Raw genomic sequence first — 26640 nt, forward strand, 5'->3', positions numbered from 1 at the left:
TAGAATTTTAACTACCAGCTTCCTCCAGCGCCACCGCCAGAAAAGCCCCCGCCACCGAAGCCACCTCCAAAACCGCCCCCGCCAAAGCTTCCACCTCCTGATGAACTTCCGCCCCAACCACTAGATGAACCTCGATTGTAACTACCACGCCCCATATTACTAAGTATGATAGCTTCTAAAATATCAATACCATTAGATCTATTGCCACCGCCACCGCCGCCACGTCTATTTTTAGAAATAGAAATGAGGATGATGATAAAAATAAAAATGAGAATAAATACTAACCCAATTGGGAAACCATTATCTGATGATTTTTTGCGAGAACCTTTATATTCACCATTTAAAACTTGAAAAATAGTATCAGCCCCTTTGTTTAATCCGCTATAATAGTCACCATGTTTAAATTCTGGAATTATAATATTTCTAACGATCTCACCTGTAATACCTGCTGTTAACTTGTGTTCAACGCCATAACCAGGAGAAATCCAGATTTTTCGATCGTCTCTGGCTAATAAAACAAACACACCATTATCTTCTTTAGCTTGCCCAATACCCCATTTGTGTCCCCATCGTGGCGCTAATAAGCCAATATTTTCACCTTTCGTTGTACTTATTATAGCAATAACTATTTGAGTAGAAGTAGTGTCTGAGTATTTAACAAGTTTTTGTTCTAAATTGTTTTTTTGAGAAGAGGAAAGCAAATTAACATAATCATAAACACTTGTTTGAAATTTGGGTTTTTTAGGAATGTCAAATTGCGCATAAGAATTAACAAAAGAGGAAAGCGTTATTATTAAAGCAATGATAAGACTTTTTGTTTTGGAAAATGATTGAAAAATGAAGATTGAAGGCTGCATACTTAAAACTTATCCTTTAGAAATTTCATTAGATAATTCATCAACATCACCATGCTGCCAGGGGAAATAAGTTTCTAACTGTTTACCAGCTTTTAAAACACCTTCGGAGATCCCTTTTTTAAAGTTGCCATTTTTAAAATGTGATTGCATAAGATCTTTTGTGCTATCCCAGAAGTTATTAGACACCACATCATTAATGCCTTTATCTCCATATATAACAAAGGTTTTATCCTCAACAGCAACATAAATTAAAACACCGTTTTGTTCTTTAGTATTGTCCATTTTAAGATAATGAAAAACTTCCATAGCACGATTAAAAACATCTCCATTTGATGTTTTTTCAATATGAACTCTAATTTCTCCAGAAGTATTTTGTTCAGCTATTCTAATAGCCTCAACGATTTCCTGTTCTTCTTCTTTAGAAAGGAAATCTTCTATTTTTGACATGTACTTTTAATTAAAATCGAACTCTACATCAACAGGTTTTTCTGCTCCCACTTCAGCATCAAAGTATGGCTTTTCATTAAAATTTAATATACCAGCAAGTATGGAATTAGGGAACCTATTTACGTGTATGTTATATGGTTTTATTTGTTCATTATAACGTGTTCTTGCAGTTTGAATAGTGTTTTCTGTACTGGTTAATTCATCTTGCAGCTTTAAGAAATTTTGATTTGCTTTTAATTCTGGATAGCGTTCTACAGTTACTAATAAACTTTTTAAAGCACCACTCAAGCCGCCTTGAACCTGATTGTATTGTGCCAATTGTTCCGGTGTAACATTTGATGGGTCAATACTTATAGAAGTTGCTTTAGCACGAGCTTCAATAACCGCTGTTAAGGTACTTTTTTCAAAATCTGCAGCACCTTTAACAGTATTAACTAAATTGCCTATAAGATCATTTCTACGTTGGTAAGATGTTTGGACATTTCCCCAAGCTTCTTTTACATTTTCATTAAGATCAACAGCAGTATTGTTAAATCCTTTTCCCCAAGAATATAGACCAATTACAAGAATTCCTATGACGATCCATGGTAAAAATTTCTTCATAATAAATTAGTTTAATATAATGTGTTAATGGTTACTCTTATGAGACACTTAATTTTAAAAAATGTTACATAATTAAATGCATTTTTTAGTTATAGCGGTCAATTCTTAAAGATGTTGTTTTATTTTGATTAGTTGATTTCTCACATCTTCCAACTTGCTTATAATTTCATAATTAGAAAGTGTATCTTTTTTATCTTCTTTTAAATGAGTTTTTGCACCTTCAAGAGTAAATCCACGCTCTTTGACAAGGTGATAAATAAATTTAAGATTCTTTATATCTACAGGGGTGAACTTACGATTGCCTTTAGCATTTTTCTTTGGTTTCAGGACATCAAATTCTTTTTCCCAAAAACGAATTAAAGAGGTGTTAACATTAAATGCTTTGGCTACTTCACCAATACCGTAATAGCGTTTTTCAGGTAAATCTATATGCATTAATCCAGAGATTGATTTTCTAAAGAAGCATGCTCCAATAGTTTGTTAAACTCTTCAGCAGTTAAACTGCCATAGTAGAAATTTATAGGGTTAATACGTGCACCATCTTTAAAAATTTCATAGTGTAAGTGAGGCGCTTCAGAACGACCTGTACTACCCACGAAACCAATTAAATCACCACGTTTAACCTTTTGATTTTTTTTCACATTATATTTATACATATGTGCATATAAACTGATGTATCCAAAACCGTGATCAATTCGTATATGTTTACCATAACCGCTAGACCCAGAATCGGCACGAACAACGACCCCATCACCACTAGCATAAATAGGTGTGCCTCTTGGTGCGGTAAAATCCATACCCCAGTGCATTTTTCGAGCTTTGGTAAAAGGATCAGATCGCATACCATAACCTGAAGCCATTCTAGTTAAATCTTCATTACTTACAGGTTGTATGGCAGGAATGGCAGCCAAAATCTTTTCTTTTTCCTCTGCTAATATGGCTATTTCATCAAGAGATTTAGACTGTACCACAATTTGCTTTTGTAATATGTCTAGACGTTTATTACTTTCTATTATTAATTTAGAATTATCGAATCCTTCTAAATCTCTGTATCTATTAATACCACCAAATCCAGCCCTACGTTGCGCTTCAGGTATCGGATTGGCTTCAAAATAAACACGATAAATATTATTATCTCTATCTTCTATGTTTGCTAAAACAGTTTCGGCTTCAGACATTTTTTTATTAAGCAATTCGAATTGTAATTGTGTATTCTGTAACTCTCTTTTTAAGGCTTTTTCTTTTGGCGACTCAATATATTGACTTGCGATAAAAACAATGATAAAAGAGAAAAAAGTACAACCTAAAATAAAAAAGGAAGCATACTTAAAAGTGGTCCTTTTTCTTCGCTCTATTTTTCGGTAAGAAAGCGATTCAGAATCGTAATAATATTTTACCTTACTCATGTCTTAAATTATACTATTTTTGCAACTAAATTGTGGTTATTTCAATCATTGCATTTTATATGCAAACGGACAAACCTACAAAAAATTATTATAATCATTTACGATTATTTCTCATTGTAGGTTGACGATGCCCTAAATTTAAAAATAAATAATAAGAGTAAATATAAAAATTGTTTCTAATTGAAGTGGTTTAAACTTTTTTGATTGAAGTGAAAAATAGTAATTTTATTCCCAAATGAAGGCTTTTTAGAGCTGCATAGCATCGTTACGGAGTAATAAAAAGACAAGATGTGGGGATGAAAAGACATTTTACAGCCAATTATAAAAACATGTGCTCAGCTTGACTGGGCAGTTAACCATTTCATTAAAAAGAATTTAACAGAAACAAGGTTTTAATAAGAATACATGAAGTCACAAGACATACGTTCGAAGTTTTTAAGTTTTTTTGAAGAAAAAAAACATAGTATTGTCCCATCTGCACCTATGGTTTTAAAGGATGACCCTACATTAATGTTTGTAAATTCTGGAATGGCCCCTTTTAAAGAATATTTTTTAGGAAATGCACAACCAAAAAATAGCCGCATTTCCGATTCTCAAAAATGTTTACGTGTTTCGGGGAAACATAACGATTTAGAGGAAGTTGGTTATGATACATACCATCATACGCTTTTTGAGATGCTTGGTAATTGGAGTTTTGGAGATTACTTTAAAAAAGAAGCTATTGCCTGGGCCTGGGAGTTATTAACGGAAGTTTACGGTATTGATAAAGATATATTATATGTCACTGTTTTTGAAGGAAGTGATGATGCAGATAATCTTTCAATGGATACAGAAGCTTACGATTTTTGGAAACAATACATTGCTGAAGACCGTATTTTAAAAGGCGATAAAAAAGATAATTTTTGGGAAATGGGAGAGCAGGGGCCTTGTGGTCCTTGTAGTGAAATACATGTTGATATTCGTTCTGCTGAAGAAAAAGCAAAAGTTTCAGGAAAAGATTTAGTAAATCAAGACCATCCACAGGTTGTAGAAATTTGGAATTTGGTTTTCATGCAATATAATCGGAAAGCAAACGGTAGCTTAGAGAACCTTCCTGATAAACATATTGATACAGGCATGGGATTTGAACGTTTGTGTATGGTATTGCAAGGCGTTCAATCTAATTATGATACAGATGTTTTTACGCCTTTAATTCGGGAAATAGAAACGATTACTAAAAAGAAATATGGTAAGATTGAAGAGATCGATATTGCCATTCGTGTCATAGCCGATCATGTTAGAGCCGTAGCATTCTCTATAGCTGATGGGCAGCTACCTAGTAATACTGGGGCAGGCTATGTTATTCGTAGAATTTTACGCCGTGCTGTACGTTACGGTTTTACATTTCTAGGAAAAAAAGAAGCATTCATTTATAGGTTAGTTGATATCTTGAGTAAGAAAATGGGAACCGCTTTCCCTGAATTGAAAGCTCAAAAACAACTTATTGAAAATGTTATTAAAGAAGAGGAACAATCGTTTTTAAGAACATTAGATCAAGGTTTAGTGTTGCTAAACAGAATTGTTGAAGAAACAAAAGGAGATACAGTATCAGGAGAAAAAGCTTTCGAATTATACGATACTTATGGTTTTCCAATAGATTTAACGGCTCTTATTTTAAGTGAAAAAGAATTAAAACTTGATGAGAAAGGTTTTAATGCTGAGCTTCAAAAACAGAAGGACCGTTCGCGTGCGGCCAGTGAGATGTCAACGGATGATTGGACTATTTTATTTGATGATGCAGAGGAAGAATTTATAGGCTATGATACACTTGAGGCCCATGTTAAATTAACCCGATATAGAAAAATTATTTCTAAAAAGGAAGGGGAAATGTATCAATTGGTATTTAACATAACTCCATTTTATCCAGAAGGAGGCGGACAAGTGGGAGATAAAGGATATTTAGAAGATACACATGGCGATGTTATTTATATTCTAGACACGAAGAAAGAAAACAATGTAATTATTCATTTTGCTAAAAATTTACCGAAACATATTGAAGAACCGTTTAAAGCAGTTGTGGATTCAAAACAACGCTATAGAACGGAGTGTAACCATACCGCTACTCATTTATTGCACCAAGCTTTAAGAGAAGTTTTAGGTACACATGTAGAGCAAAAAGGAAGCGCCGTGCACTCGAAATATTTACGATTCGATTTTTCTCATTTTTCGAAACTAACTATTGAGGAACTACGAGATGTTGAAAATTTTGTAAACGCCAGGATTGCAGGAAAATTACCTTTAATGGAAAAACGAAATATTCCTAAAGAAGAGGCTATAGCCGACGGTGCTATGAGTTTATTTGGCGAGAAGTATGGCGATACGGTTCGTGCTATTCGTTTTGGACAATCTATTGAGCTTTGTGGAGGAACACACGTTAAAAATACTGCTGATATTTGGCATTTTAAAATAGTATCTGAAGGTGCAGTAGCAGCAGGGATTCGTCGAATTGAAGCCATTACTAATGATGCTGTCAAAGATTTTTATTTTGAAAATAATCGTGCTTATTTTGAAATGAGAGATTTGCTTAACAATGCAAAAGAACCTGTAAAAGCACTTCAGAATCTGCAAGAGGAAAATACTAACCTTAAAAAACAGATAGAAACTTTATTAAAAGACAAAGCCAAAAATATAAAAGGAGAGCTTAAAAACGAATTGCAAGATGTTAATGGGATTCAGTTTTTAGCAAAAAAAATAGATTTAGATGCAGGCGGAATAAAAGACGTTGCTTTTGAGTTGGGTAGTCAGTTTGATAATTTATTTCTGTTATTCGGAGCTGAGCAAAACGGAAAAGCGTTGTTGTCTTGTTATATCTCAAAAGAACTAGTAGTAAGTAAAGAACTAAATGCGGGGCTAGTAGTTAGAGAACTTGGAAAGTATATCCAAGGCGGCGGAGGCGGCCAACCATTTTTTGCAACCGCAGGTGGTAAGAATCCTGCTGGGATAGATGAGGCATTAGCAAAAGCTAGGGAGTATTTGAGTTAGCCTCGCAAAGACGGCGTAGAGGTTAAGAATTATTTTGAACTGATCTCGCAAAGGCGCGGAGACGCAAAGTTTTATGGATAAAAAAGAACAACTTTTTGAGAATTATTTAGCTACAAAAATAGTTGATTGTTGTTATCATATTCATGTTAATTTAGGCCCAGGATTATTAGAGTCTGTTTATGAAGAGGTTTTATTTTCTGAATTAACTGAAAAAGGATTTAAAGTAGAGCGTCAAAAGCAATTGCCAGTTGTTTGGAAAAATAAAACATTAGATTTGGGATTTAGGACTGATTTAATTGTAGAGGACAAGGTTATAATTGAAATCAAATCAGTACAAGAGATTCACCCTGTCCATCCTAAACAATTATTGACATATCTAAAACTATCAGGATTAAAACTTGGGCTATTAATTAATTTCAATAGTCCTTTAATAAAAACAGGAATAACCAGAATAGTTAATGGTTTATAATAGGTGAAATGACCTTTTACTTTGCGACTTAGCGCCTTCGCGAGAAAGAAGAAAATATAGTGTTTTTTGACTCTTTACGAGAAAATTGATGAAACTACAAACAAAAATACCATTAGAAAAACAGTCTAAAAATCCAATAGACTACAAATCTAATCTGCTATTAATTGGTTCATGCTTTGTAGAAAACATTGGTAATAAATTAGACTATTTCAAATTTCAAAATACTCAAAACCCATTTGGTATTTTATTTCACCCCAAAGCCATTGAAAATTTAATAACCCATGCTATAAATGAAAAGGTCTATTCAGAAGAAGCAGTTTTTTTTCATAATGAGCAATGGCATTGCTATAGCACGCATTCAAAGTTGAGTAATGCCTCTAAAGAAAGGTTGTTAGATGATTTAAATAGAAACATCAAGTCAACGAATCAACAAATACAGGAATCAACACATGTCGTTATTACTTTAGGGACAGCTTGGGTATATCGCTCTGTAAATACCAAGGAAATTGTTGCGAATTGCCATAAAATTCCACAAAAACAATTTACAAAGGAATTGCTTTCGGTTGATGAAATTTCTAAATCAATAGCATCAATAGTAAGCTCAATTAGAAGTGTGAATTCTAAAGCGTCAATCATTTTCACCGTATCGCCTATACGTCATATAAAAGATGGTTTTATTGAGAATACATGGAGTAAAGCACATTTAATTTCGGCCATTCATCAGTTCATAAATCAAAAATCGTCAATCGTCAATCGTCAATCGTTCTATTTTCCTTCCTATGAAATTATGATGGACGAGCTTCGCGATTATCGTTTTTATAAAGATGATATGGTTCATCCTAGCGAAACAGCTATCATTTACATTTGGGAGAAGTTTTTAAAAGTTTGGATTTCTAATGAAGCATTAAATGTTATGGAAGAGATTGATACGATTCAAAAAGGACTTCAGCATAAACCGTTTAACCCAGAGTCTGAAGCTCATCAACGATTTCTTCAAAATTTGGAGGCTAAGATAAATAAGCTCCAATCTCAAATACCTAGGCTATTGTTCTAAGAAGTTGGTTGCTTCTTTATTGTGCTTATATAATCTAGGGGAGATAAAGATGTTATTTTTTTAAAAGCTATAAAGAAAGGATTATAAGAAGAGAACCCTACTTTGTATGCTAAAGATTCTAAGGTATTGGTTTTTAAATAATCATTCTCTATTAAAGTAAGGCAATCTTGAATTCTACTATACATTCTATATTCTGAAAAAGAGCTGTTAGAATGATATTTAAATAAATAAACAATATGGCTAGCAGGAACATTAAGTTTATTTGATATATCAGAGATAGAAACTTTAGGATCTCTGAAGATATATGATTTAGAACTTAGTGCATCTATTTCAGTAATATAGTTGTTAATGTTCGATTGAATTTTATTATGTAGCTTTAAATCTTGAGTACTCATTTGTGAATTAGTTTCTAATATCCAATTATCTTTTGTTGGTGCTTCTATTTTACTATTCTCAATTTTTACTGTATTGAATTTAATAAGCTTTTTATTAAGTATAGGTAAACCATATAATATTTCCGGAGAAGTTAAAATTTTAAAATAGATAAATAACCAAAAAAGTAATAAAACAGCAGCCATAGACTTCCCGGATGGGCTTTGTTCAGAATTAATTTCAGTATAAATGGAACTTAATACAGCGATGGCTCCCAATATATTAATGGTAAACAAATAAATAGTCCAGTTTTTAACTAAATTAAAGTGCTTACTATTAATAGGAAGGTCTTTTTTAAACCATATTTTCTTGCTTAATATTTTGAATATGGATATGACATAATAAGCAACAAATAGACATATAAGTACAAGATTAGTGATCATCCCATAATGGAATAAAAAACTACCTTGAATGGTTGCATTAGTATTTATGAAATAAAGAAACCCAATAAATATAAGATGTTTTAAATCTTTAAGGTTATAAGTTCTACTTTCAAAGGCGAGATTTTTGTGATACAAATAAAAGCAGGGAACGATAACTAAATACAACAAAGAAATGGCTCCTTTGTCTGGTTTAAAAGTATTTTGTATTTGGAGTTCATAACTACCATGTATTAGAAAGCGAATAGAAATTATTACAATAATAATGAATAGAAACGCATTGTAAAAAGGATTAGTACGATAGGAGCTTATCATTAATATAAGGGTAACTACACCAATAATGCCAGTAAACAAAAATAAAAATGCTTCTATCACTTAATTTGAACGATTAGTAATACAATAATAGCGAATTAACACTGTTTTTTCTACATAAATAAAAGAAACTAAGATTAAAAGTTTGATATTTATCAATTAAATAAAATTCAATAATTAAATTTTACGGTTTTTTAACGCTCTGAGAATTGCGTATTTGAATTTTTTTCTACCACCTATATCTATCCAAATAAAAATGAGGCTGCCCTGACTTTTATGACCTCTTTCTTTTTTTGTATGGACAAATAAAACCATCCGATTTACTTCTTTAAACTTGTTCATGTAGGAATATTTTGTTTTTTCAAGAAGTATTTATGTTATTGAAATACATAAATTCTTACTGATTTGATTAAAATATCGATTAAATGTATTTTTTTATCGATGAAATACAATTTTATGATTATGTTTGTTTCGTAGCTAACCAACTACATTACGAAAATAAAATTTTACAATAACCAATTAACCTTATCATTATGAAACTAGTTCTATTAATATGTTTTATCTGTATTTTTCAACAACAGGTTTTATCACAATCAGATTATTTAGTAAGGTCCACTATAGGTAGATCTGGAACGTCAGGTGTTTCAGAGAATGGCGGTGAAACATTCGTGATTCAGGAAAGTGTTGGACAGTCTAGTGTTATTGGAACATACATTAATAATAATTATATACTTCGTCAAGGCTTTATCCAACCAAACGTATTGGCTAAAATAACAGATAAGAATATTCCATTAGGACTTCAGTTAACTGTCTTCCCCAATCCCTTTGACAAACAACTTTCTATAGCCTTTAAAGAAAAGGTTAGTGGTAAGGTCGACATAACTGTATTTGATGTTTCTGGACGTTTTATTACCTCAAAGAGTTATCAAGAAAATCAACTTGTAGATGTAAAATTAAACGCTTTGCCTTCTGGAAGTTACATTTTAAAAGTTATCGCCAATACTAAGCAGTTCGTAACAAAAATTATTAAAAAATAGAAATCGATTAAATACTTTCTAACCCTTAATGACCAACCAAAAGATGAAAACACAAAATGTAACTTACTTAATATTGTTCTTTATTCTATCTACAGTGGCGACAGCTCAACAATTGTATTTGGAAACAGGAAAAACGTCGTCGTCATTTAATTATAAAGATTCACAAGGTGTAGCTCTAGATAATTTACAGGCAACGTCTCACAATTTTCTGGCCATGGGCTATAGAACGAAATTTTTAACTAATAAATTAAACACATCTCTAGGTGCTCGTTATTCTGGATATGGAGCTATTGGAAGTGATGAAACTTTGGAAGGCATTCTGGAGTGGAATGTTAATTATTTAGAGTTTGATTATAGTTTAGATTATAGATTATTTACCATTAATAAAATTCAATTGTATTTAAAGGGAATGGCCTCTATTGGATTTCTTTTACAAGGTACTCAAAGTGTAAATAATGAAATTATAAGTCTTAAAAATATTGAAGATTTCGACAGCGCTATGATTAGCTTTAAAACAGGAGGAGGTTTCTTGTATCCGGTTTCAGACGAATTATCTTTTTATGCGGAATATATATTCGGAAAAAGCTTAAATCAAGCCGATCATAATGGTAATGAATCATTAAAGATTAAAAGTAAGATCATAAGTTTTGGCGTGTTAATTAAACTATTTAAGAATGTCTCATCTTAATCTACGTATTAAAATAACAGAGTCAATCAATAGAACCCATTTTAGTGCCCAAATTATAAATAAAATTTAACCCTTAATATTATGAAAAAAATAACACTATTACTTTTATTAATTGTAGCAGGTTTTCAAGGTTTTTCTCAAACTCCTGGTATAAGCTATCAAGCAGTAATTTTAAACCCAGACATAAAGGAACTTCCTGGAGCTAATGCGCAAACACATATTTTAGCAAATAGTAATATTGTGATTCAGTTTACTATTTTAGATGAATTTAATAATGAAGAATATCAAGAATATCATAACACAAGTACAGATGCTTATGGTATGATAAATATTCTTATTGGCCATGGTATTTCTACAAGTACAAACGAATTTGCCGATGTAGCATGGCATGGGTTTTCAAAAAAATTAAAGGTAGAAATAGATTTTTCTAATAACGGAAATCATTTCACCCCTTTAAGCGAACAGGAGTTAACTTTTATGCCTCAACCAGTAGTAGGAAGTAATGCTCAAGCCATCATTGATAATACAGAAGCAATTATTGTAGAAAAGAACAGAGCGGAGCAGGCAGAAGAGGGAATTCAATCGGATGTAGATACTAATGAAGTAGCAAGTGATGCTGCCGACACAACTCTGCAAAATAATATTGATACGGTTCAGGCCAATGTTAATGCCAATGAAACTACAACAAGCCTAGCTATAGCTGTGGTTCAGGCCGATGTGGACGCCAATGAAGCAACAGCAAACACGGCGATAGCGGGAGTACAATCGGACGTAGACGCCAACGAAATCGCAAGCGATGCTGCTGATGTAACCTTACAGAGCAACATCGATACGGTTCAGGCCGATGTAGATGCCAATGAGACCGCAGCAAATACCGCCATAACAGGAGTGCAATCGGACGTAGACGCCAACGAAATCGCAAGCGATGCTGCTGATGTAACCTTACAGAGCAACATCAATACGGTTCAGGCCGATGTAGATGCCAATGAGACCGCAGCAAATACCGCCATAACAGGAGTGCAATCGGACGTAGATGCCAACGAAATCGCAAGCGATGCTGCTGATACCACCTTACAAAACAACATCGATACGGTTCAGGCCGATGTAGACGCCAATGAGACCGCAGCAAACACCGCCATAGCAGGAGTGCAATCGGACGTAGATGCCAACGAAATCGCAAGTGATGCTGCTGATGTAACCTTACAAAGCAACATCAATACCGTTCAGGCCGATATAGACGCCAATGAAACTGCAGCGAACACCGCCATAGCAGGAGTGCAATCGGACGTAGACGCCAACGAAATCGCAAGCGATGCTGCTGATGTAACCTTACAAAACAACATCGATACGGTTCAGGCCGATGTAGATGCCAATGAGACCGCAGCAAATACCGCCATAACAGGAGTACAATCGGACGTAGACGCCAACGAAATCGCAAGTGATGCTGCAGATGTAACCTTACAAAATAACATCAATGCGGTACAAGCCGATGTAGATGCCAATGAAACAGCAGCAAACACCGCCATAACAGGAGTGCAATTGGACGTAGATGCCAATGAAACTTCAGCGAACACCGCCATAGCAGGAGTACAATCGGACGTAGATGCCAATGAAACTTCAGCGAACACTGCGATAGCCACAGCAAACGGAAATATAGCTGCAAATACAACTAATATAGCAACGAATACAGCAGCGATAGCATTAAATACCGCAAAAACTGGTGTCACTGTTGGGCAAGCAAATGCAATTGTTGCAAATACGGCTAAAGTAGGTGTTCCAACGGCTTACACGTTGCCGAATAGTGATGGTGCTTCTAGCCAGGTATTACAAACTAATGGAAGTGGTGTATTAACATGGAATACCCCTTCCACAACAGCAACTGCATATAGTGGTGTTTTACCTATAGCTAATGGAGGTACAGGATCAGCAACTCAAAATTTTGTAGATTTAACTACGAACCAAAGTATTTCAGGCACTAAAACTTTTAGTTCTAATGCGTCTTTTAATGGAACGATTATCGGTGTCGGAAATGCAAGTGGAAGTAGTAATACTGCGGTTGGAGGAAATGCTTTAAATGGAGTCAGCACAGGACATAGAAATACTGCTATAGGACAAAGCGCTATGTTAAATTACGTAGGTGTAAGTTTTGATAATAACACTAGTGTTGGCTACAGTAATTTAGTAGGTTTAACTACTGGGTCAGGGAATACTTCTGTGGGCGCGGAGTCTATGATGGCACTGCAAACAGGTGTTTCTAACACCTCTATTGGAAATCAATCTTTAATCAATACTATAGGTAGTAATAACATTGGTGTGGGGCAAAGGTCTGGTGATGTTTTAACTACGGGGTCTAATAATACTATTATAGGAACTACGGCAAATGTCTTAGCAAATAACCAAACCAATTCTACCGCACTAGGTTATGGAGCAATTGTTACTGCAAATAATACCATTCAATTAGGAAATACAAGTGTAACCGATATTATAACAAGTGGAAAACTTACAACTGGAGCGATCACTTTACCAAATACAGATGGTACAGCAAATCAAATGTTACAAACCAATGGCAGTGGAATCTTAACATGGACAACGCCTTCCACAACAGCCACAGCTTATAGTGGTGTTTTACCTTTAGCAAATGGAGGTACAGGGTCAGCAACAAAAAACTTTGTAGACTTAACAACCAATCAAACGATTGCAGGAACAAAAACATTTAGTTCTAATATAGTAGCGAGAGGTACTATATTTGGTTCAGGAGGAAATGGTGTGGCTTCTAATACAGCTATGGGGACTAATGTACTAGTTACCAATTCGTCAGGTGTAAATAATGTAGCTATTGGTACTCAAGCCGGTTTTTCTATAACAGGAAGCAATAATGTAGCTATAGGAACCGCAACAAATAGAAATGCAGCAGAAGGAGATAGTAATATTGCTATAGGTAATGGTGCTAACTATCAAGGAACTTCCGGGTCTGATAATATTGCTTTAGGAACACTAGCATACAGACAAGGTAATAGTGGGTCTAATAATATTGTTTTGGGAAGAGGTGCATTGTATGAGGAATCTACAGGAAGCAACAATATTGCATTAGGAAATGAGTCTAGTAGAAACAACAATGGCGGAGAAGGTAATATTACCTTAGGGTACCGTTCTGGAAATACGATAACAACAGGAGATTACAATTTAATAATTGGCTATGATGCTGATGTTACTAGTGGTGCTTTAACAAATGCAACTGCTGTTGGAAATGGAGCCATAGTATCTGCAAGTAACTCGATTCAATTAGGAAATACAAGTGTAACCGATGTTATAACAAATGGAAAACTTACAACTGGAGCTATAACTTTACCTAATACAGATGGTACAGTAAACCAAGTATTGCAAACTAATGGTAGTGGTATTTTAAGTTGGAGTACACCTTCTGTAGCAGTTCCGGTAAGAGAAGTAGCAGACGAGTTTAGTGCAACAGCAAGTCAAACAAGTTTTACATTAACACAAACACCATCTACAGATAGTAGGGTGAAAATGTATATCAACGGGATTAGAATAAGTAATAGTGCTTATAGTGTAAGTGGAACGACATTAACATATGTGCCAGCTAATAATGGAGCATATGCCTTATCCACAAGTGATAGAATTCAATTTGATTTTTATTATTAGTACTCCCATTAGTATCGTTTTATAAAATCTTGTATGTTTTTTTATTCCATATAAGGTTTTTAAAACGTCAAAAATGGAGAGCAAACAGGCAAATTAGATTAAATTTTTTAAAAGATGAACATGTACAAACATTTTATTTTATTAATGGCATTATGCTTTGCAAGCGAGATATTTTCACAGGCAACTACCGTGAATGTTGTGGGAACAGGCAGTACACTTACAATAACTAATGCTGTGCAAACTCCAGTAGATCCATTGCTTACTATAACTGCTGATGGCGATCTTACGGCCTTTACAGTTACAATTTCAGGTAGTTACACTACTGGTGATGTACTGTCTTATACTGGTACCTTGCCCTCTGGAATTACTGCTGCGGCTTTTAATGCGACTACCAGAAGTTTAGTATTTTCGGGCACAACGACTGCTGCCAATTGGCAAACTTTGTTGAGAACAGTCACGATAACTACTGTGTCTGCAATCTGCTTTCAAGAGCAAAGACAAGTAAGTTTTGTCGCGGGAAATAAATATTACAATAATTTGAATGGTCATTTTTATGAAAATGTTCCAGGAACTATAAATTGGGCAACTGCATTGGCAGCAGCTTCAACAAAGTCCTATTTTGGTCGTCAGGGTTATTTGGCAACAATGACCTCTTTGGCCGAAACTAATTTTATTTGGAAAATCATACCATCAGATTCTTGGATGGGAGCCTCAGACAACAATGTTTATATTAACGCAGCAACAGGAACAACTACCTATGCAACTAACACCGGTGCAGGTTCTTCAGACGGAAGATGGTATTGGGTTACTGGTCCCGAAAAAGGAACGCTGTTTTCAGTAGGTCATGGTACACCAACAATACAATCAGGTCAATTTGCTTATTGGAATCCTGGAGAACCCAATGGAAGTAATGGGGGTGAAGATTGTGGACAATTTTATGCAGGTAATGGAGGTCATTGGAATGATTTAAATTTCAGTAGTAATCTATCCTCTTATATTGTAGAATATGGAGGTATGTCTACTGATAATGTTGGTGCCAATGTTGTTTTTACTCGAGATTTATTATTGTTAGGAGCGCCATCAGGGACTATTACTGGAGGAAACACAAATGTTTGTTCTACAGTGAATAGTACCACATTAACCCTAACGGGATTAGTTAGTGGTGGTACTGTAGTTAAATGGCAATACTCGTATGATGACTTTTTAACCGCGGGTATCGATATTACGAATACATCTACCACTAATACAGTTACTAATATTAATCAAAACACCTACTATAGAGCAGTGGTTAATACTCCGGGTTGTACTGGTCTAACCACCTCATCTACTAGAATCAATGTAGATACAGCTGTTGCTGGAAATATCGTGGCAGATAATAATACCATTTGTGTTAATGCTAATGTAAACTTTACCTTGAATGGTAATAGTGGCAATGTTACTAAATGGCAAGTTTCGACTAGTAGTACTTTTGCAAGTGGTATTACTGATATTGCTAATACTACATCGGCAATGTCGTATCAATTAACTGCGGCTGGAACCTATTATTTTAGAGCAGTCATAGAAAGTTGTTCCAATACGGTTTATACAGCCGGATACACTATTTCATGTATTGCAGGTACGGCACCAGCAGGCGGAACAATTTCCAATGCTAGTTTTTGTAACGGTTCTAATTCAGGAACTTTAACATTGAGTGGGTATACAGGTAGTATTACTAAGTGGCAATATTCTATTGATGGAGGCATTGTTTGGACAGATATTAGCAATACCTCTAACACTTATAATTTCTCAGGGATAACAACAACAAGAAAATATAGAGCCCTATTAACCAGTGGTTCTTGTGGTACAGCATGGAGTTCTACTGGATTGGTTACTGTTAGTAGCGCTGTACCTTCCATAAGTTATTCTGTTTCAGGAACACAAAATTATATGCTGAATTCAGCAATTTCAAGTATAACAATTACTAACTTAGGAGGGGCAGTATCAACAGGCAATTATTCTGTTTCTCCAGCACTACCAACAGGTTTGGTTTTGGGAGCTGATGGTTCAATAGACGGAACACCAACAGTAACTAGTGCAGTTACAACGTATACAATTACCGGTACCAATAGTTGTGGGAGTGATACTGCATCGGTAACCATCTCTACAGGAGCTACACCTACTATCTCTGGTTTTAGTGATATTGATAGGATTTATTATGATGGTTCTTTTACAATTGACCCACCTATTTCCAATAGTTCTGGTGTTTTTAGTTATACGAGTAGTAATACATCTGTAGCAACTATTAGTGGTGCTATAGTTACTATTCTAAGTGCAGGAACAACTACCATAACTGCAAATCAGTCAGCTGATGCATCATACACTAGTGGTAGTATTACAGCAATATTAACAGTTAGTAGTGTTGAAGTTATTACAAAAAATGGACAAAACACTACAACAGACACTAATTATGTAAGCAAAAATGGTGCTATAGGTAATGGTGTTGGTATAACAATAAATGGAGAAGTAAGACCAACATTAACCCCAATACCATTACAAAATAGTTTACATATAAATGCTGCTAATTCGCAATATTTAACCTTTACAAAACCAAGTTCATTAAATGCTACTGGTGATTTTACTTTTGAAACATGGATAAAGTTTAATTCAATAGGAGCAGGAACAATGGATCCAATATTTGGTGGAGGTCAAGGAGATTATTTGTCAATATATTCTAATAATTTCACAGGAAGGATAGATGTGAATAATCCATGCTCTGCAGATAGAAATTTCTTTTCATCTTCATTACTTGATACAACGTCATGGCATCATATTGCAGTTGTAAGATCTGGGAGTACAATTACGGCCTATTTGAATGGAGTTGCACAAGGGACGACAGATTGCACTGGTACGTTTATGAATTCTTTATCTACTGTGTATATTGGTAGAAATACTTGGAGGCCTGGTTATTTAGATGCTTATATTTCAAATATGAGATATGTAGTTGGTACAGCCGTTTATACAGCTAATTTTACACCTCCTACATCAGTTCTAACTGCTATTCCTGGTACCGAATTTTTATTTCTTGCTAATGATGAGAGTTTTCCACTTAAAGATAGTAGTCCTAATAATATAACTGTGAATGGGTTTGGAAGTCCTATCTTAGCTCTAGCTAATGGTCCTTTTTAACTAAAACAAAAGTTGGTTGTCTTAATTAAGGCAACTTTTTTTTTAAAGCTTTCTAAATTATAGAATGCTAATAATCTACCTCATTACCGTTATTACGTTTTGTCTTTTTTAATAACGTTTTATCGAGAAATTATGAATTCTAAAATTAATAATTTGTAGATTTAAAATGCTATTAATCAGTTCATATAAAAAACATCAATTGTAATAATCAGTAAAATGAGTTACAATTGGTGTTTTTTTTTTGTATCATAAACTAGAGGTAATACAAAAAGTAAGAAGATAATTAATTTAATGTTTGTTTAACTTTAGTTTAATATAAGGGCGCTGAGAAGCCTGTATATTTGTACCGTTAGTTTAGTTAATTTAGTTTTGCTTTAAATTCATTAGTTTAGACTTCTTATGTCGAAGGAAACTAATGTTTTTTTTGTTTAAAAGAAAAACTAATTCTTTTAAAGCTAATAAATAAGTAATAAGACATTGTTATACTTGTAGCTGTGCCGAACTTGTTTTAGTAAAAACGGAAATCTGAGTTATACCAATTGAATTTCAAAATGATGTATAAATAATTTGAGTTTTTTTTTGTTTAGATAAGTCAAAAAACCTAAGCATAGCCGAAGTTATGGTTCTGTTTTTTGAAGAAATATAAGTGAAAAAGAAACGAATTATATGCGTCATTTTGAGGTTTAATTGGTATTAAAAAGGAATACGTAAGTATATATTGAAGAAGGTTAGTTCTAAAATATTTCTTTACTTAGCATATGCGTAAAATTCTATTTGGTGTTATAATTACTTTAATTATTCTATTTTCCTTTAAATATTGTGGAGATAAGCAGGAAGACAAGATAGTACTTCAAGAAAGCTCTGAACTCATTCAGGAACAAATTAAAAATGTTGGAAAGTTAGTAGTAACAGAAGGTCATTTTAGTGAGGTCTTTAATTATAAGAACTCTAAAGATATTTTTGGAGATTATTTTACTTCAGAAAAAAAAGCACTAGTTGTTGTTAATGCAGAAGTTACAATAGCTTATGATTTAAGTAAAATTGAATTTGAGGTAGACAATACCAATAAAACACTAACTATTTTAAGCATTCCAAAAGAAGAGATAAAAATTAATCCAGATTTGGAATATTATGATATTCAGTCGGACTTCTTTAATCCTTTTGAAGCTAAAGATTATAATGATATAAAAAAGATTGTTAAGGAGTCATTGGATAAAAAGTTAGAAGCTTCCGATTTAAAGACAAACGCTAAAAACAGATTAATAAGTGAACTCTCAAAGTTTTATATTCTAACAAACTCTTTAGGATGGATATTAAAATATGATGAAACCCATATAACAACCCCGGAATTGATAAAAACTTTAAAATTTTAAATGAAAGTAGAAACACGCAAAGAAGAGATAATAAAAACTTCGACAATTCTTTTCCAAAAAAAAGGCTATAGTGCAGTTACCATGCGAGATATTGCTAAAGTAATGGGAATTAAAGCTGCCAGTTTATATAACCATATTAATTCTAAACAAGAAATTCTTTCAAACATCATTATATCTCTAGCTGAAGCGTTTACAGAGGGGATGACGACTATTATGAGTTCAAATGATTCAAGTATAGATAAGTTAAGTAGTATAGTAAAACTTCATGTAGATATTACTTCAAGTAATACATCGGGAATGGCTTCATTAAATAATGATTGGATGCACCTTGAAGAAGATTTAGATTATTATTTAAAGCTACGCTTGGATTATGAAGATAACATTAGGCAAATAATTGAGCAAGGCATCTCAAGCAATCAGCTCCAAGATTCCAATGCAGAAGTTATGCTATTTTCAATGTTATCTACTTTACGTTCACTATATATTTGGATTCCTAGCAAGGAAGATTTAGACCCATTCGAACTGGCAGAAAACCTTAACAAAGTTTTATTAACAGGAATTATTAAGTAGTTTATCTTTTTTTTGTAAATTTGTCAAACAAACTAACGGTTGTTAGTTGAATTATTTTCTAGAATTTAAATAATTTATGGCAGAGTTTTATAGCATAAAAGTGACTGATGTCTATAAGGAAACAAAAGATACATCTGTAGTCGTTTTTGATATTCCAGAGCATTTAAGAGATAAATTCAAATTTATCCAAGGGCAACATCTTACATTAAAAAAGGATATTAATGGTGAAGATGTGCGTAGATCATATTCTTTGTGTTCAAGCCCAATAGATAATGAGTGGAAAGTGGCCATTAAGCAAATTCCAGGAGGGGTCTTCTCAACGTATGCCAATACAGAACTTAAAGCTGGAGATGTATTAGAAATTATGGAACCTTCAGGTAGTTTTTATGTAGATATTGATGCCTCCATACCTAAAAACTATATTGGATTTGCTGCGGGAAGTGGTATTACGCCCATGCTATCTATAATAAAAACACATTTAGAGCTTGAACCAAATAGTACATTCAAGCTATTTTACTTGAATCGAACGGCAAAATCAATTATCTTTAAGGAGGAAATAGAACAACTCAAGAATAAGTTTTTCCAAAGATTCCATACGTTTCATTTTTTAACAAAAGAACAGAGAGATATTGAGTTTTTAAATGGGAGATTTACGCATGAAAAACTTCAAATATTAACGAATACATTTATTGATATAGCAGATACAAACGACTGTTTTATCTGCGGTCCACAAGACATGATTTTCCTAATTCGTGACGAGTTGCAAGCAGCTGGGTTAGATGCTGCTAAAATACATTACGAGTTGTTTTTCTCTGGAAGTACAGATGAAGATAATAAGCATATTACTGAAGTTTTAGAGCATAAAGCAGAAGGGACAGCAGTAACTATTATTGATGGAGGAAAAGAGTTTCAATTCATTATGGAAGATGACTATGATAATCTTCTTGATGGCGCCTTGGCAGCAGGAGCAGATTTGCCTTTTGCATGTAAAGGAGGTGTTTGTAGTACTTGTAAATGTAAAGTCGTTGAAGGTTCTGTTGAGATGAAAATTAACTATGCACTTGATGAAAAAGAGGTTGCTCAAAATTTGGTGTTAAGTTGTCAGGCGGTCCCAACAAGCGAAAAAGTAGTAGTAGATTTTGATGTCTAGTTCCCACGAAGATGGGAATCTCATAAAATGAAAAGAGATATAAAAAACGATTCACTAACAACTAAAAAAAATGAGTGAAGCACAAATAAAAAAATTAGAAGAACAATTTGAAGCACGTATAGCTCGTGACGAAAAAATTGAGCCTAAGGATTGGATGCCAGAGAAGTATCGTCAAACCCATATCAGACAAATGTCGCAGCATGCTCATTCTGAAATAATAGGGATGCTCCCAGAAGGGAATTGGATTTCGAGAGCCCCATCTTTAAGAAGGAAAGTGGCATTATTAGCTAAAGTTCAGGATGAAGGAGGTCACGGCTTATATTTATATAGTGCTACTGAAACTTTAGGAGTTACCAGAGATGAATTGTTTGAGCAATTACATTCAGGTAAGGCAAAATACTCTAGTATATTTAATTACCCAACATTAACATGGGCAGATATAGGAGCTATAGGTTGGTTGGTAGATGGTGCTGCCATTATAAACCAAGTGCCATTATGCAACACGTCTTTCGGACCTTATGCAAGAGCTATGGTAAGAGTGTGTAAAGAAGAGAGTTTTCACCAACGACAAGGCTATGAAATTATGGTGAAACTGGCAAATGGATCTCCTGAACAAAAAGAAATGGCTCAAGATGCATTGAACCGTTGGTGGTGGCCATCATTAATGATGCTTGGTCCAACAGATGATAAATCGGTGCATACGGCGCAGTCTATGAAATGGAAATTAAAGCGTAAAACAAACGATGAATTGCGCCAGCAGTTTATAGACCAAACGGTACCACAAGCAGAACTTATAGGTTTAAAAGTTCCGGATGAAAATTTAAGATGGAATGAAGCTAAAAAAGGTTATGATTTTGGTGAAATAGATTGGGATGAGTTTTGGCAAGTTGTAAAAGGTCACGGGCCATGTAACAAAGAGCGTATGACTACAAGAGTTCGCGCTTGGGAAAATGGGCAATGGGTCAGGGATGCAGCTATGGCTCATGCAGAAAAAAAAGCAACCTCTTTGAAAAAAGAGGCCTCATAATAGAATAAAAATAAATTTTAGTATAAATTAATAAGATACCTGCTTTCGCAGGCATTTAATACTATGAAAAAAGAATGGCCGCTTTGGGAAGTATTCGTAAGAAGTAAAAACGGATTAGAACATCGTCATTTTGGAAGCCTACACGCAGCAGATGCAGACATGGCTTTAGAAAATGCAAGGGATGTATATACAAGAAGAAAAGAAGGTGTTAGTATTTGGGTTGTTGAATCTAAAAATATTACAGCCTCTAATCCAGAAAATAATGGTGAATTATTTGAGCCAGCTCAAGATAAGGTATATCGCCATCCAACATTTTATGTGTTGCCTGATGAGATAAAACATATGTAATAATTGTCATTCCTGCGAAGGCAGGAATCTCATGAAGAGAAACTATGAATAACAATTTATACAAATATATTTTAGGAATAGCCGATAACTCTTTAATTCTCGGTCAAAGACTAGGAGAATTATGTGGTCATGGACCTAGCTTAGAAACAGATATTGCTTGCACAAATATTTCTTTAGATTTATTTGGGCAAGTACGTAGTTATTATCAATACGCCGTACAGGTTCAGGGTGAAGGTAAGACAGAAGATGATATTGCCATGTTACGTCCAGAAAGAGGCTATTTTAATACGTTGTTAGTGGAGCAACCTAACACAGATTTTGCATACATAATGACAAGACAGTTTTTGTTTGATGTTTATCATTATATGTTTTTGTTAGAACTTAAAAATAGTAAGGATGAAACTTTAGCCGCTATTGCCAATAAGTCTATTAAAGAGGTGTCTTATCATTTACGTTTTTCTACAGATTGGATAATACGTCTGGGAGATGGCACTGAAGAAAGCCATAAACGTATGCAAAATGCAGTGAATAGTTTATGGACCTATACAGATGAGTTGTTCCATCAAACGGAAGCAGATAAAGCTATGATATCTCAAGGAATTGGTGTGGAAACGGCTAACTTAAAAGAAACTTATTACAATAAAGTATCAGAAATTTTAGAAAAGGCAACCTTATTGGTTCCAGAATCAAAATATTTTCAAAAAGGAGGAAAGCAAGGTATTCATACAGAACATATGGGCTATTTGCTAGCAGACATGCAATATATGCAGCGTGCGTTCCCAAATATGGAGTGGTAAAGCCCACCTTAATCCTCCCAAAGGGAGGAAATTAGATTATGAATAAATTTAAAGACATACCATATTCGAGTAAGAGTTCTTCCCCTTTGGGGAAGATAGATGGGGCTTTAATCCCAATTCTAGCTCAGGTTTCAGACCCGGAAATACCAGTACTGTCGATTCTAGATATGGGAGTTGTTCGCTCTGCTAAAATAGTTAATGGTGAAGTTTTAATAAAAATAACACCAACATATAGTGGTTGTCCAGCCATGGATGTTATTGGAGATGATATTAAATTAGCTTTAAAACAGGCTGGTTTCAATTCAAAAGTAACATTGGTTTTATCTCCAGCCTGGACCACAGATTGGATTACAGAAAAAGGAAGACGAGCACTTGAAAAGTATGGAATAGCAGCGCCTTTAGAAGCAGATGCAGATAAAGAAGTATTACTGGAAGGCAAAAAACTGGTAAAGTGCACTAATTGTGGTTCAAAAAATACCACATTGGTGAGTCAATTTGGTTCAACGGCATGTAAAGCACTGTTTAAATGTGAAGACTGCCAAGAACCCTTTGATTATTTTAAATGTTTGAAATGACAAAGTTGATGTCACCCTGAGTGCGTTTCAGGATAACATCAAGTAAAAAAGAAGTTTAATTAATAAGATTCCTACTTTCATAGGAATAAAGGTATGAGCAATTCGATTCTTTTAAAAATTGAGAATAATATAGCGTATATAACGCTTAACAGACCAGAAGTGTTTAATAGTTTTAATCGTGAAATGGCTTTAAGCTTACAAAGTGTATTTGATGATTGCGAGAAGAATGATGCTGTTAGAGCCATGGTTTTAACAGGGAACGGAAAAGCATTTTGTGCTGGTCAAGATTTAAAAGAAGTCACTTCACCAGAGTTAAATCCAGGATTCAAAAAAATATTAGAAGAGCATTACAATCCAATAATTCTAAGAATTAGAAATATTGAAAAACCAATCATTGGAGCTATCAATGGCGTGGCAGCAGGAGCAGGAGCAAATATAGCTTTAGCCTGTGATGTGGTTATAGCAGATGAAAAGGTGAGTTTTATTCAGGCATTTAGCTTAATAGGCTTAATTCCGGATAGTGCGGGAACCTTCTTTTTACCAAGATTAATAGGGTTTCAAAAAGCATCTGCGTTAGCCATGTTAGGAGATAAAGTGAGTGCTGAAGAGGCAGAACGTTTAGGGATGATTTATAAATATGTACCATCTGATGCCTTTTCAGAAACCGTTCAAAAAACAGCTTCTAAAATGGCAAACATGCCAACAAAGGCACTGGGTTTAATTAAAAAAACACTAAACCAATCGTTAACGAATGATTTAGAAAACCAGTTAGCATTAGAATCAAAACATCAAATAGAAGCGGCAGGAACTGAAGATTATGCAGAAGGTGTTGCAGCTTTTATTGAGAAACGTCAACCAAACTTTAAAGGTAAATAGTAGTTTTTGTCACCTTGAGTACTTCGGCTGCGCTCAGTATAAACTAAAGTCGAAAGGTCTCATTATCGATAAAATAAATATGAATAAGGAATTTCTCATAAAAGTACACAACCGCGTGAAACCATTTATTCACAAGACCCCTGTGCTTACATCTCAATTAATTAATGAGATAGTTGGTGCTAATGTCTATTTTAAGTGTGAGAACTTTCAAAAAATGGGTGCTTTTAAAATGAGAGGAGCTACCAATGCTATTTTATGTTTAACAGAAGAAGAAAGAAACAAAGGGGTGGTAACACATTCATCTGGTAATTTTGCACAGGCATTGTCATTGGCAGCAAATAAAACAGGCGTTAACGCTTATATTGTCATGCCAGAGAATGCACCCCTAGTAAAGAAAAATGCGGTAAAAGGTTATAAAGGACATATTATTGAAAGTGAGTCTACGCCAATGGCTCGTGAGGAAATGGCTGAAAAAGTTAAACTAGAAAAAGATGCTACTTTTATTCATCCTTCAAATGATACTAGTGTTATTCATGGACAAGGAACTGCTGCTATTGAATTGTTAGAAGAGCAACCGCAATTGGATTGTATTTTGACGCCTGTTGGTGGTGGTGGACTCATTGCAGGAACAGCTTTAGCAGCAAAATATTTTTCTGAAAAATGTAAAGTTATTGGAGGCGAACCTAAAAATGCAGATGATGCTTTTCGTTCTAAAAAAAGTGGAAAAATAGAGTATAACGAATCTGTTGATACTATTGCTGATGGTTTACGAACACACCTTGGAGATAAAAATTTTCCCATTATTAAAGCAGATGTGGAAAGCATCATTTTAGTTGAAGAAGAAGCGATTATAGATGCCATGAAACTTGTTTGGGAACGCATGAAAATAATTATTGAACCTTCAAGCGCCGTAGCATTTGCAGCTTTATTAAAAGAAAAAGAGCAATTTAAAAATAAAGAAGTTGGAATTATTATTTCTGGCGGAAACGTAGATGTAACAAATCTACCGTTCTGATTAATGATTGGAGATTGTTGATTGCTGATTTTTGAACAAAAAGAAATGAAAGGAAGTTAAAATGAAACCAAACCAATTAGAAGAACGATGAATTAATTTTAATACTTGTTACAAGTATTAAAACAACATCGAATAAGCTTAAATCTTAGTTTTGAATATGTCAAATCACAAATCAAATATCAACAATCAAATATCACAAATCATACAAGTAGGAATTATAGGTTCTGGAACCATGGGAAGTGGTATTGCGCAAGTAGCAGCAACTTCTGGTTGCAAGGTGAAATTATATGATACCAATCAATTAGCTTTAGATAAAGCCAAAGTAGCGTTGGATAAAATATTAAACAGACTCACTGAAAAAGGAAGAATTGATACTGCCGAGAAAAGTAGGATTCAAGGCAATATTCAATATGTAGATAGCTTGAAAAGTCTTTCAGATTCTGATTTAACGATCGAAGCCATCATAGAGAATTTGGATATTAAGCAAAAGGTGTTTTCTGAATTAGAAACCTATGTGTCAGATAACTGTATTATCGCTTCAAATACATCTAGTTTATCAATAGCATCAATTGCTGCATCATTAGAAAAACCAGAACGTTGTGTTGGGATCCATTTTTTCAATCCAGCACCTTTAATGAAGTTGGTTGAGGTTATTCCAGCTATTCAAACGTCTAAAGAAGTGTTAGAGAAGTCGGTTAAGATTATATCTGATTGGAAAAAAACAGTAGCCATAGCAAAAGATACACCAGGTTTTATAGTGAATAGAGTAGCACGCCCGTTTTATGGAGAAGCATTAAGAATTTATGAAGAAGGTTTAGCGGATTTTGTAACGATTGACCACAGTTTAAAGACATTAGGAGGTTTCCGTATGGGACCATTCGAATTAATGGATTTTATAGGAAACGATGTTAACTATACAGTAACCGAAACAGTATTTACTGCATTTTATTTCGATCCAAGATATAAACCCGCATTTACGCAAAAACGTTTTGCAGAAGCAGGTTATCTCGGGAGAAAATCTGGAAAGGGGTATTACAATTATGATGAAAACGGCAAACGTGTCATTCAGAGCGGTAGCGAAGAATCTCAAAATAGTGAAATAGCAGAAGCTATATTCAATCGGATACTAATAATGTTAATCAATGAAGCGGCAGATGCCTTGTTTTTAAATATTGCTTCGGCTGAAGATATAGACAATGCTATGACTAAAGGCGTGAATTACCCTAAAGGGCTATTAGCTTGGGCAGATGAAAAAGGTATTGATTGGTGTGTTGAAACAATGGATAATTTATATAACGAATATCATGAAGATAGATACCGTTGCAGTCCATTATTACGTAAGATGAATAAACTAGGGATGAGGTTTTTTAATTAGGTT

The 26640-nt window shown here is 34.2% G+C and carries 23 protein-coding genes; 17 read left to right on the forward strand and 6 right to left on the reverse strand.

From position 1 onward, the window contains the following. Positions 1 to 11: 11 nt before the first annotated feature. The 5 genes from Q4Q47_RS12350 to Q4Q47_RS12370 all read right to left on the reverse strand — a co-directional run bounded on the left by Q4Q47_RS12350 (position 12) and on the right by Q4Q47_RS12370 (position 3313). Positions 12 to 857, reverse strand: coding sequence for a TPM domain-containing protein (locus Q4Q47_RS12350; protein ID WP_303306963.1), 846 nt, complete (start codon positions 855 to 857; stop codon positions 12 to 14). A gap of 9 nt (positions 858 to 866) precedes the next feature. After that, positions 867 to 1304, reverse strand: coding sequence for a TPM domain-containing protein (locus Q4Q47_RS12355; protein WP_303306964.1), 438 nt, complete (start codon positions 1302 to 1304; stop codon positions 867 to 869). Between the two features lie 6 nt (positions 1305 to 1310). After that, entirely contained in the window at positions 1311 to 1907 is a 597-nt protein-coding gene (locus tag Q4Q47_RS12360; RefSeq protein ID WP_303306965.1) for a LemA family protein, read from the reverse strand. 105 nt (positions 1908 to 2012) lie between these two features. Beyond that, entirely contained in the window at positions 2013 to 2342 is a 330-nt protein-coding gene (locus tag Q4Q47_RS12365) for a MerR family transcriptional regulator (protein WP_303306966.1), read from the reverse strand. Beyond that, positions 2342 to 3313, reverse strand: coding sequence for a M23 family metallopeptidase (locus tag Q4Q47_RS12370; protein ID WP_303306967.1), 972 nt, complete (start codon positions 3311 to 3313; stop codon positions 2342 to 2344). Before Q4Q47_RS12370 ends, Q4Q47_RS12365 begins: the two co-directional genes overlap by 1 nt. A 405-nt stretch (positions 3314 to 3718) precedes the next feature. Here Q4Q47_RS12370 and alaS point away from each other — a divergent pair, with 405 nt between their 5' ends. The 3 genes from alaS to Q4Q47_RS12385 all read left to right on the forward strand — a co-directional run bounded on the left by alaS (position 3719) and on the right by Q4Q47_RS12385 (position 7857). Next, the gene (gene alaS, locus Q4Q47_RS12375; RefSeq protein WP_303306968.1) at positions 3719 to 6334 is read left to right on the forward strand and encodes an alanine--tRNA ligase; all 2616 of its coding nucleotides are present in this window, start codon (positions 3719 to 3721) and stop codon (positions 6332 to 6334) included. 73 nt (positions 6335 to 6407) lie between these two features. Beyond that, positions 6408 to 6803, forward strand: a complete 396-nt coding sequence (locus tag Q4Q47_RS12380) for a GxxExxY protein (RefSeq protein WP_303306969.1) — start codon at positions 6408 to 6410, stop codon at positions 6801 to 6803. A gap of 88 nt (positions 6804 to 6891) precedes the next feature. Next, positions 6892 to 7857 carry a GSCFA domain-containing protein gene (locus tag Q4Q47_RS12385; RefSeq protein WP_303306970.1) on the forward strand — a complete coding sequence of 322 codons (966 nt, stop codon included), beginning with the start codon at positions 6892 to 6894 and terminating at the stop codon, positions 7855 to 7857. Here the strand turns inward: Q4Q47_RS12385 and Q4Q47_RS12390 are convergent. Further along, positions 7854 to 9044: a helix-turn-helix domain-containing protein gene (locus Q4Q47_RS12390; protein ID WP_303306971.1), complete on the reverse strand. Its 1191-nt coding sequence runs from the start codon at positions 9042 to 9044 to the stop codon at positions 7854 to 7856. The genes Q4Q47_RS12385 and Q4Q47_RS12390 overlap by 4 nt on opposite strands. A 470-nt stretch (positions 9045 to 9514) precedes the next feature. Between Q4Q47_RS12390 and Q4Q47_RS12395 the strand changes: the two genes are divergently transcribed. The 14 genes from Q4Q47_RS12395 to Q4Q47_RS12460 all read left to right on the forward strand — a co-directional run bounded on the left by Q4Q47_RS12395 (position 9515) and on the right by Q4Q47_RS12460 (position 26637). After that, on the forward strand, positions 9515 to 10018 hold the full coding sequence (locus Q4Q47_RS12395; RefSeq protein WP_303306972.1) for a T9SS type A sorting domain-containing protein: 504 nt from the start codon (positions 9515 to 9517) through the stop codon (positions 10016 to 10018). A 43-nt stretch (positions 10019 to 10061) separates the two neighbouring features. Next, on the forward strand, positions 10062 to 10706 hold the full coding sequence (locus Q4Q47_RS12400; RefSeq protein WP_303306973.1) for a hypothetical protein: 645 nt from the start codon (positions 10062 to 10064) through the stop codon (positions 10704 to 10706). Between the two features lie 81 nt (positions 10707 to 10787). After that, a complete protein-coding gene (locus Q4Q47_RS12405) occupies positions 10788 to 14366 on the forward strand; it encodes a beta strand repeat-containing protein (RefSeq protein WP_303306974.1) in 3579 nt (1192 codons plus the stop codon). Positions 14367 to 14486: 120 nt separating this feature from the next. After that, complete coding sequence (locus Q4Q47_RS12410; RefSeq protein WP_303306975.1) at positions 14487 to 17531, forward strand: LamG-like jellyroll fold domain-containing protein; 3045 nt, start codon at positions 14487 to 14489, stop codon at positions 17529 to 17531. Positions 17532 to 18289: 758 nt separating this feature from the next. After that, complete coding sequence (locus Q4Q47_RS12415; RefSeq protein ID WP_303306976.1) at positions 18290 to 18904, forward strand: DUF4230 domain-containing protein; 615 nt, start codon at positions 18290 to 18292, stop codon at positions 18902 to 18904. Further along, the gene (locus Q4Q47_RS12420) at positions 18905 to 19474 is read left to right on the forward strand and encodes a TetR/AcrR family transcriptional regulator (RefSeq protein WP_303306977.1); all 570 of its coding nucleotides are present in this window, start codon (positions 18905 to 18907) and stop codon (positions 19472 to 19474) included. A 76-nt stretch (positions 19475 to 19550) separates the two neighbouring features. Then, positions 19551 to 20624, forward strand: a complete 1074-nt coding sequence (paaE, locus tag Q4Q47_RS12425; RefSeq protein ID WP_303306978.1) for a 1,2-phenylacetyl-CoA epoxidase subunit PaaE — start codon at positions 19551 to 19553, stop codon at positions 20622 to 20624. 70 nt (positions 20625 to 20694) lie between these two features. Then, complete coding sequence (gene paaA / locus Q4Q47_RS12430) at positions 20695 to 21651, forward strand: 1,2-phenylacetyl-CoA epoxidase subunit PaaA (RefSeq protein WP_303306979.1); 957 nt, start codon at positions 20695 to 20697, stop codon at positions 21649 to 21651. 63 nt (positions 21652 to 21714) lie between these two features. Continuing rightward, on the forward strand, positions 21715 to 21999 hold the full coding sequence (paaB, locus tag Q4Q47_RS12435) for a 1,2-phenylacetyl-CoA epoxidase subunit PaaB (protein WP_303306980.1): 285 nt from the start codon (positions 21715 to 21717) through the stop codon (positions 21997 to 21999). 44 nt (positions 22000 to 22043) lie between these two features. After that, on the forward strand, positions 22044 to 22796 hold the full coding sequence (gene paaC / locus Q4Q47_RS12440; RefSeq protein WP_303306981.1) for a 1,2-phenylacetyl-CoA epoxidase subunit PaaC: 753 nt from the start codon (positions 22044 to 22046) through the stop codon (positions 22794 to 22796). Between the two features lie 38 nt (positions 22797 to 22834). After that, on the forward strand, positions 22835 to 23371 hold the full coding sequence (gene paaD, locus Q4Q47_RS12445; RefSeq protein ID WP_303306982.1) for a 1,2-phenylacetyl-CoA epoxidase subunit PaaD: 537 nt from the start codon (positions 22835 to 22837) through the stop codon (positions 23369 to 23371). A gap of 93 nt (positions 23372 to 23464) precedes the next feature. Continuing rightward, positions 23465 to 24247 (forward strand): enoyl-CoA hydratase-related protein, encoded by a 783-nt coding sequence (locus Q4Q47_RS12450; RefSeq protein ID WP_303306983.1) that lies wholly within the window; start codon positions 23465 to 23467, stop codon positions 24245 to 24247. A gap of 79 nt (positions 24248 to 24326) precedes the next feature. Continuing rightward, complete coding sequence (locus tag Q4Q47_RS12455; RefSeq protein ID WP_303306984.1) at positions 24327 to 25262, forward strand: pyridoxal-phosphate dependent enzyme; 936 nt, start codon at positions 24327 to 24329, stop codon at positions 25260 to 25262. 157 nt (positions 25263 to 25419) lie between these two features. Continuing rightward, positions 25420 to 26637 (forward strand): 3-hydroxyacyl-CoA dehydrogenase NAD-binding domain-containing protein, encoded by a 1218-nt coding sequence (locus Q4Q47_RS12460; protein WP_303306985.1) that lies wholly within the window; start codon positions 25420 to 25422, stop codon positions 26635 to 26637. Positions 26638 to 26640 lie beyond the last annotated feature (3 nt).

It is taken from the genome of Flavivirga spongiicola (genome assembly GCF_030540825.1).
Classification (GTDB): domain Bacteria; phylum Bacteroidota; class Bacteroidia; order Flavobacteriales; family Flavobacteriaceae; genus Flavivirga; species Flavivirga spongiicola.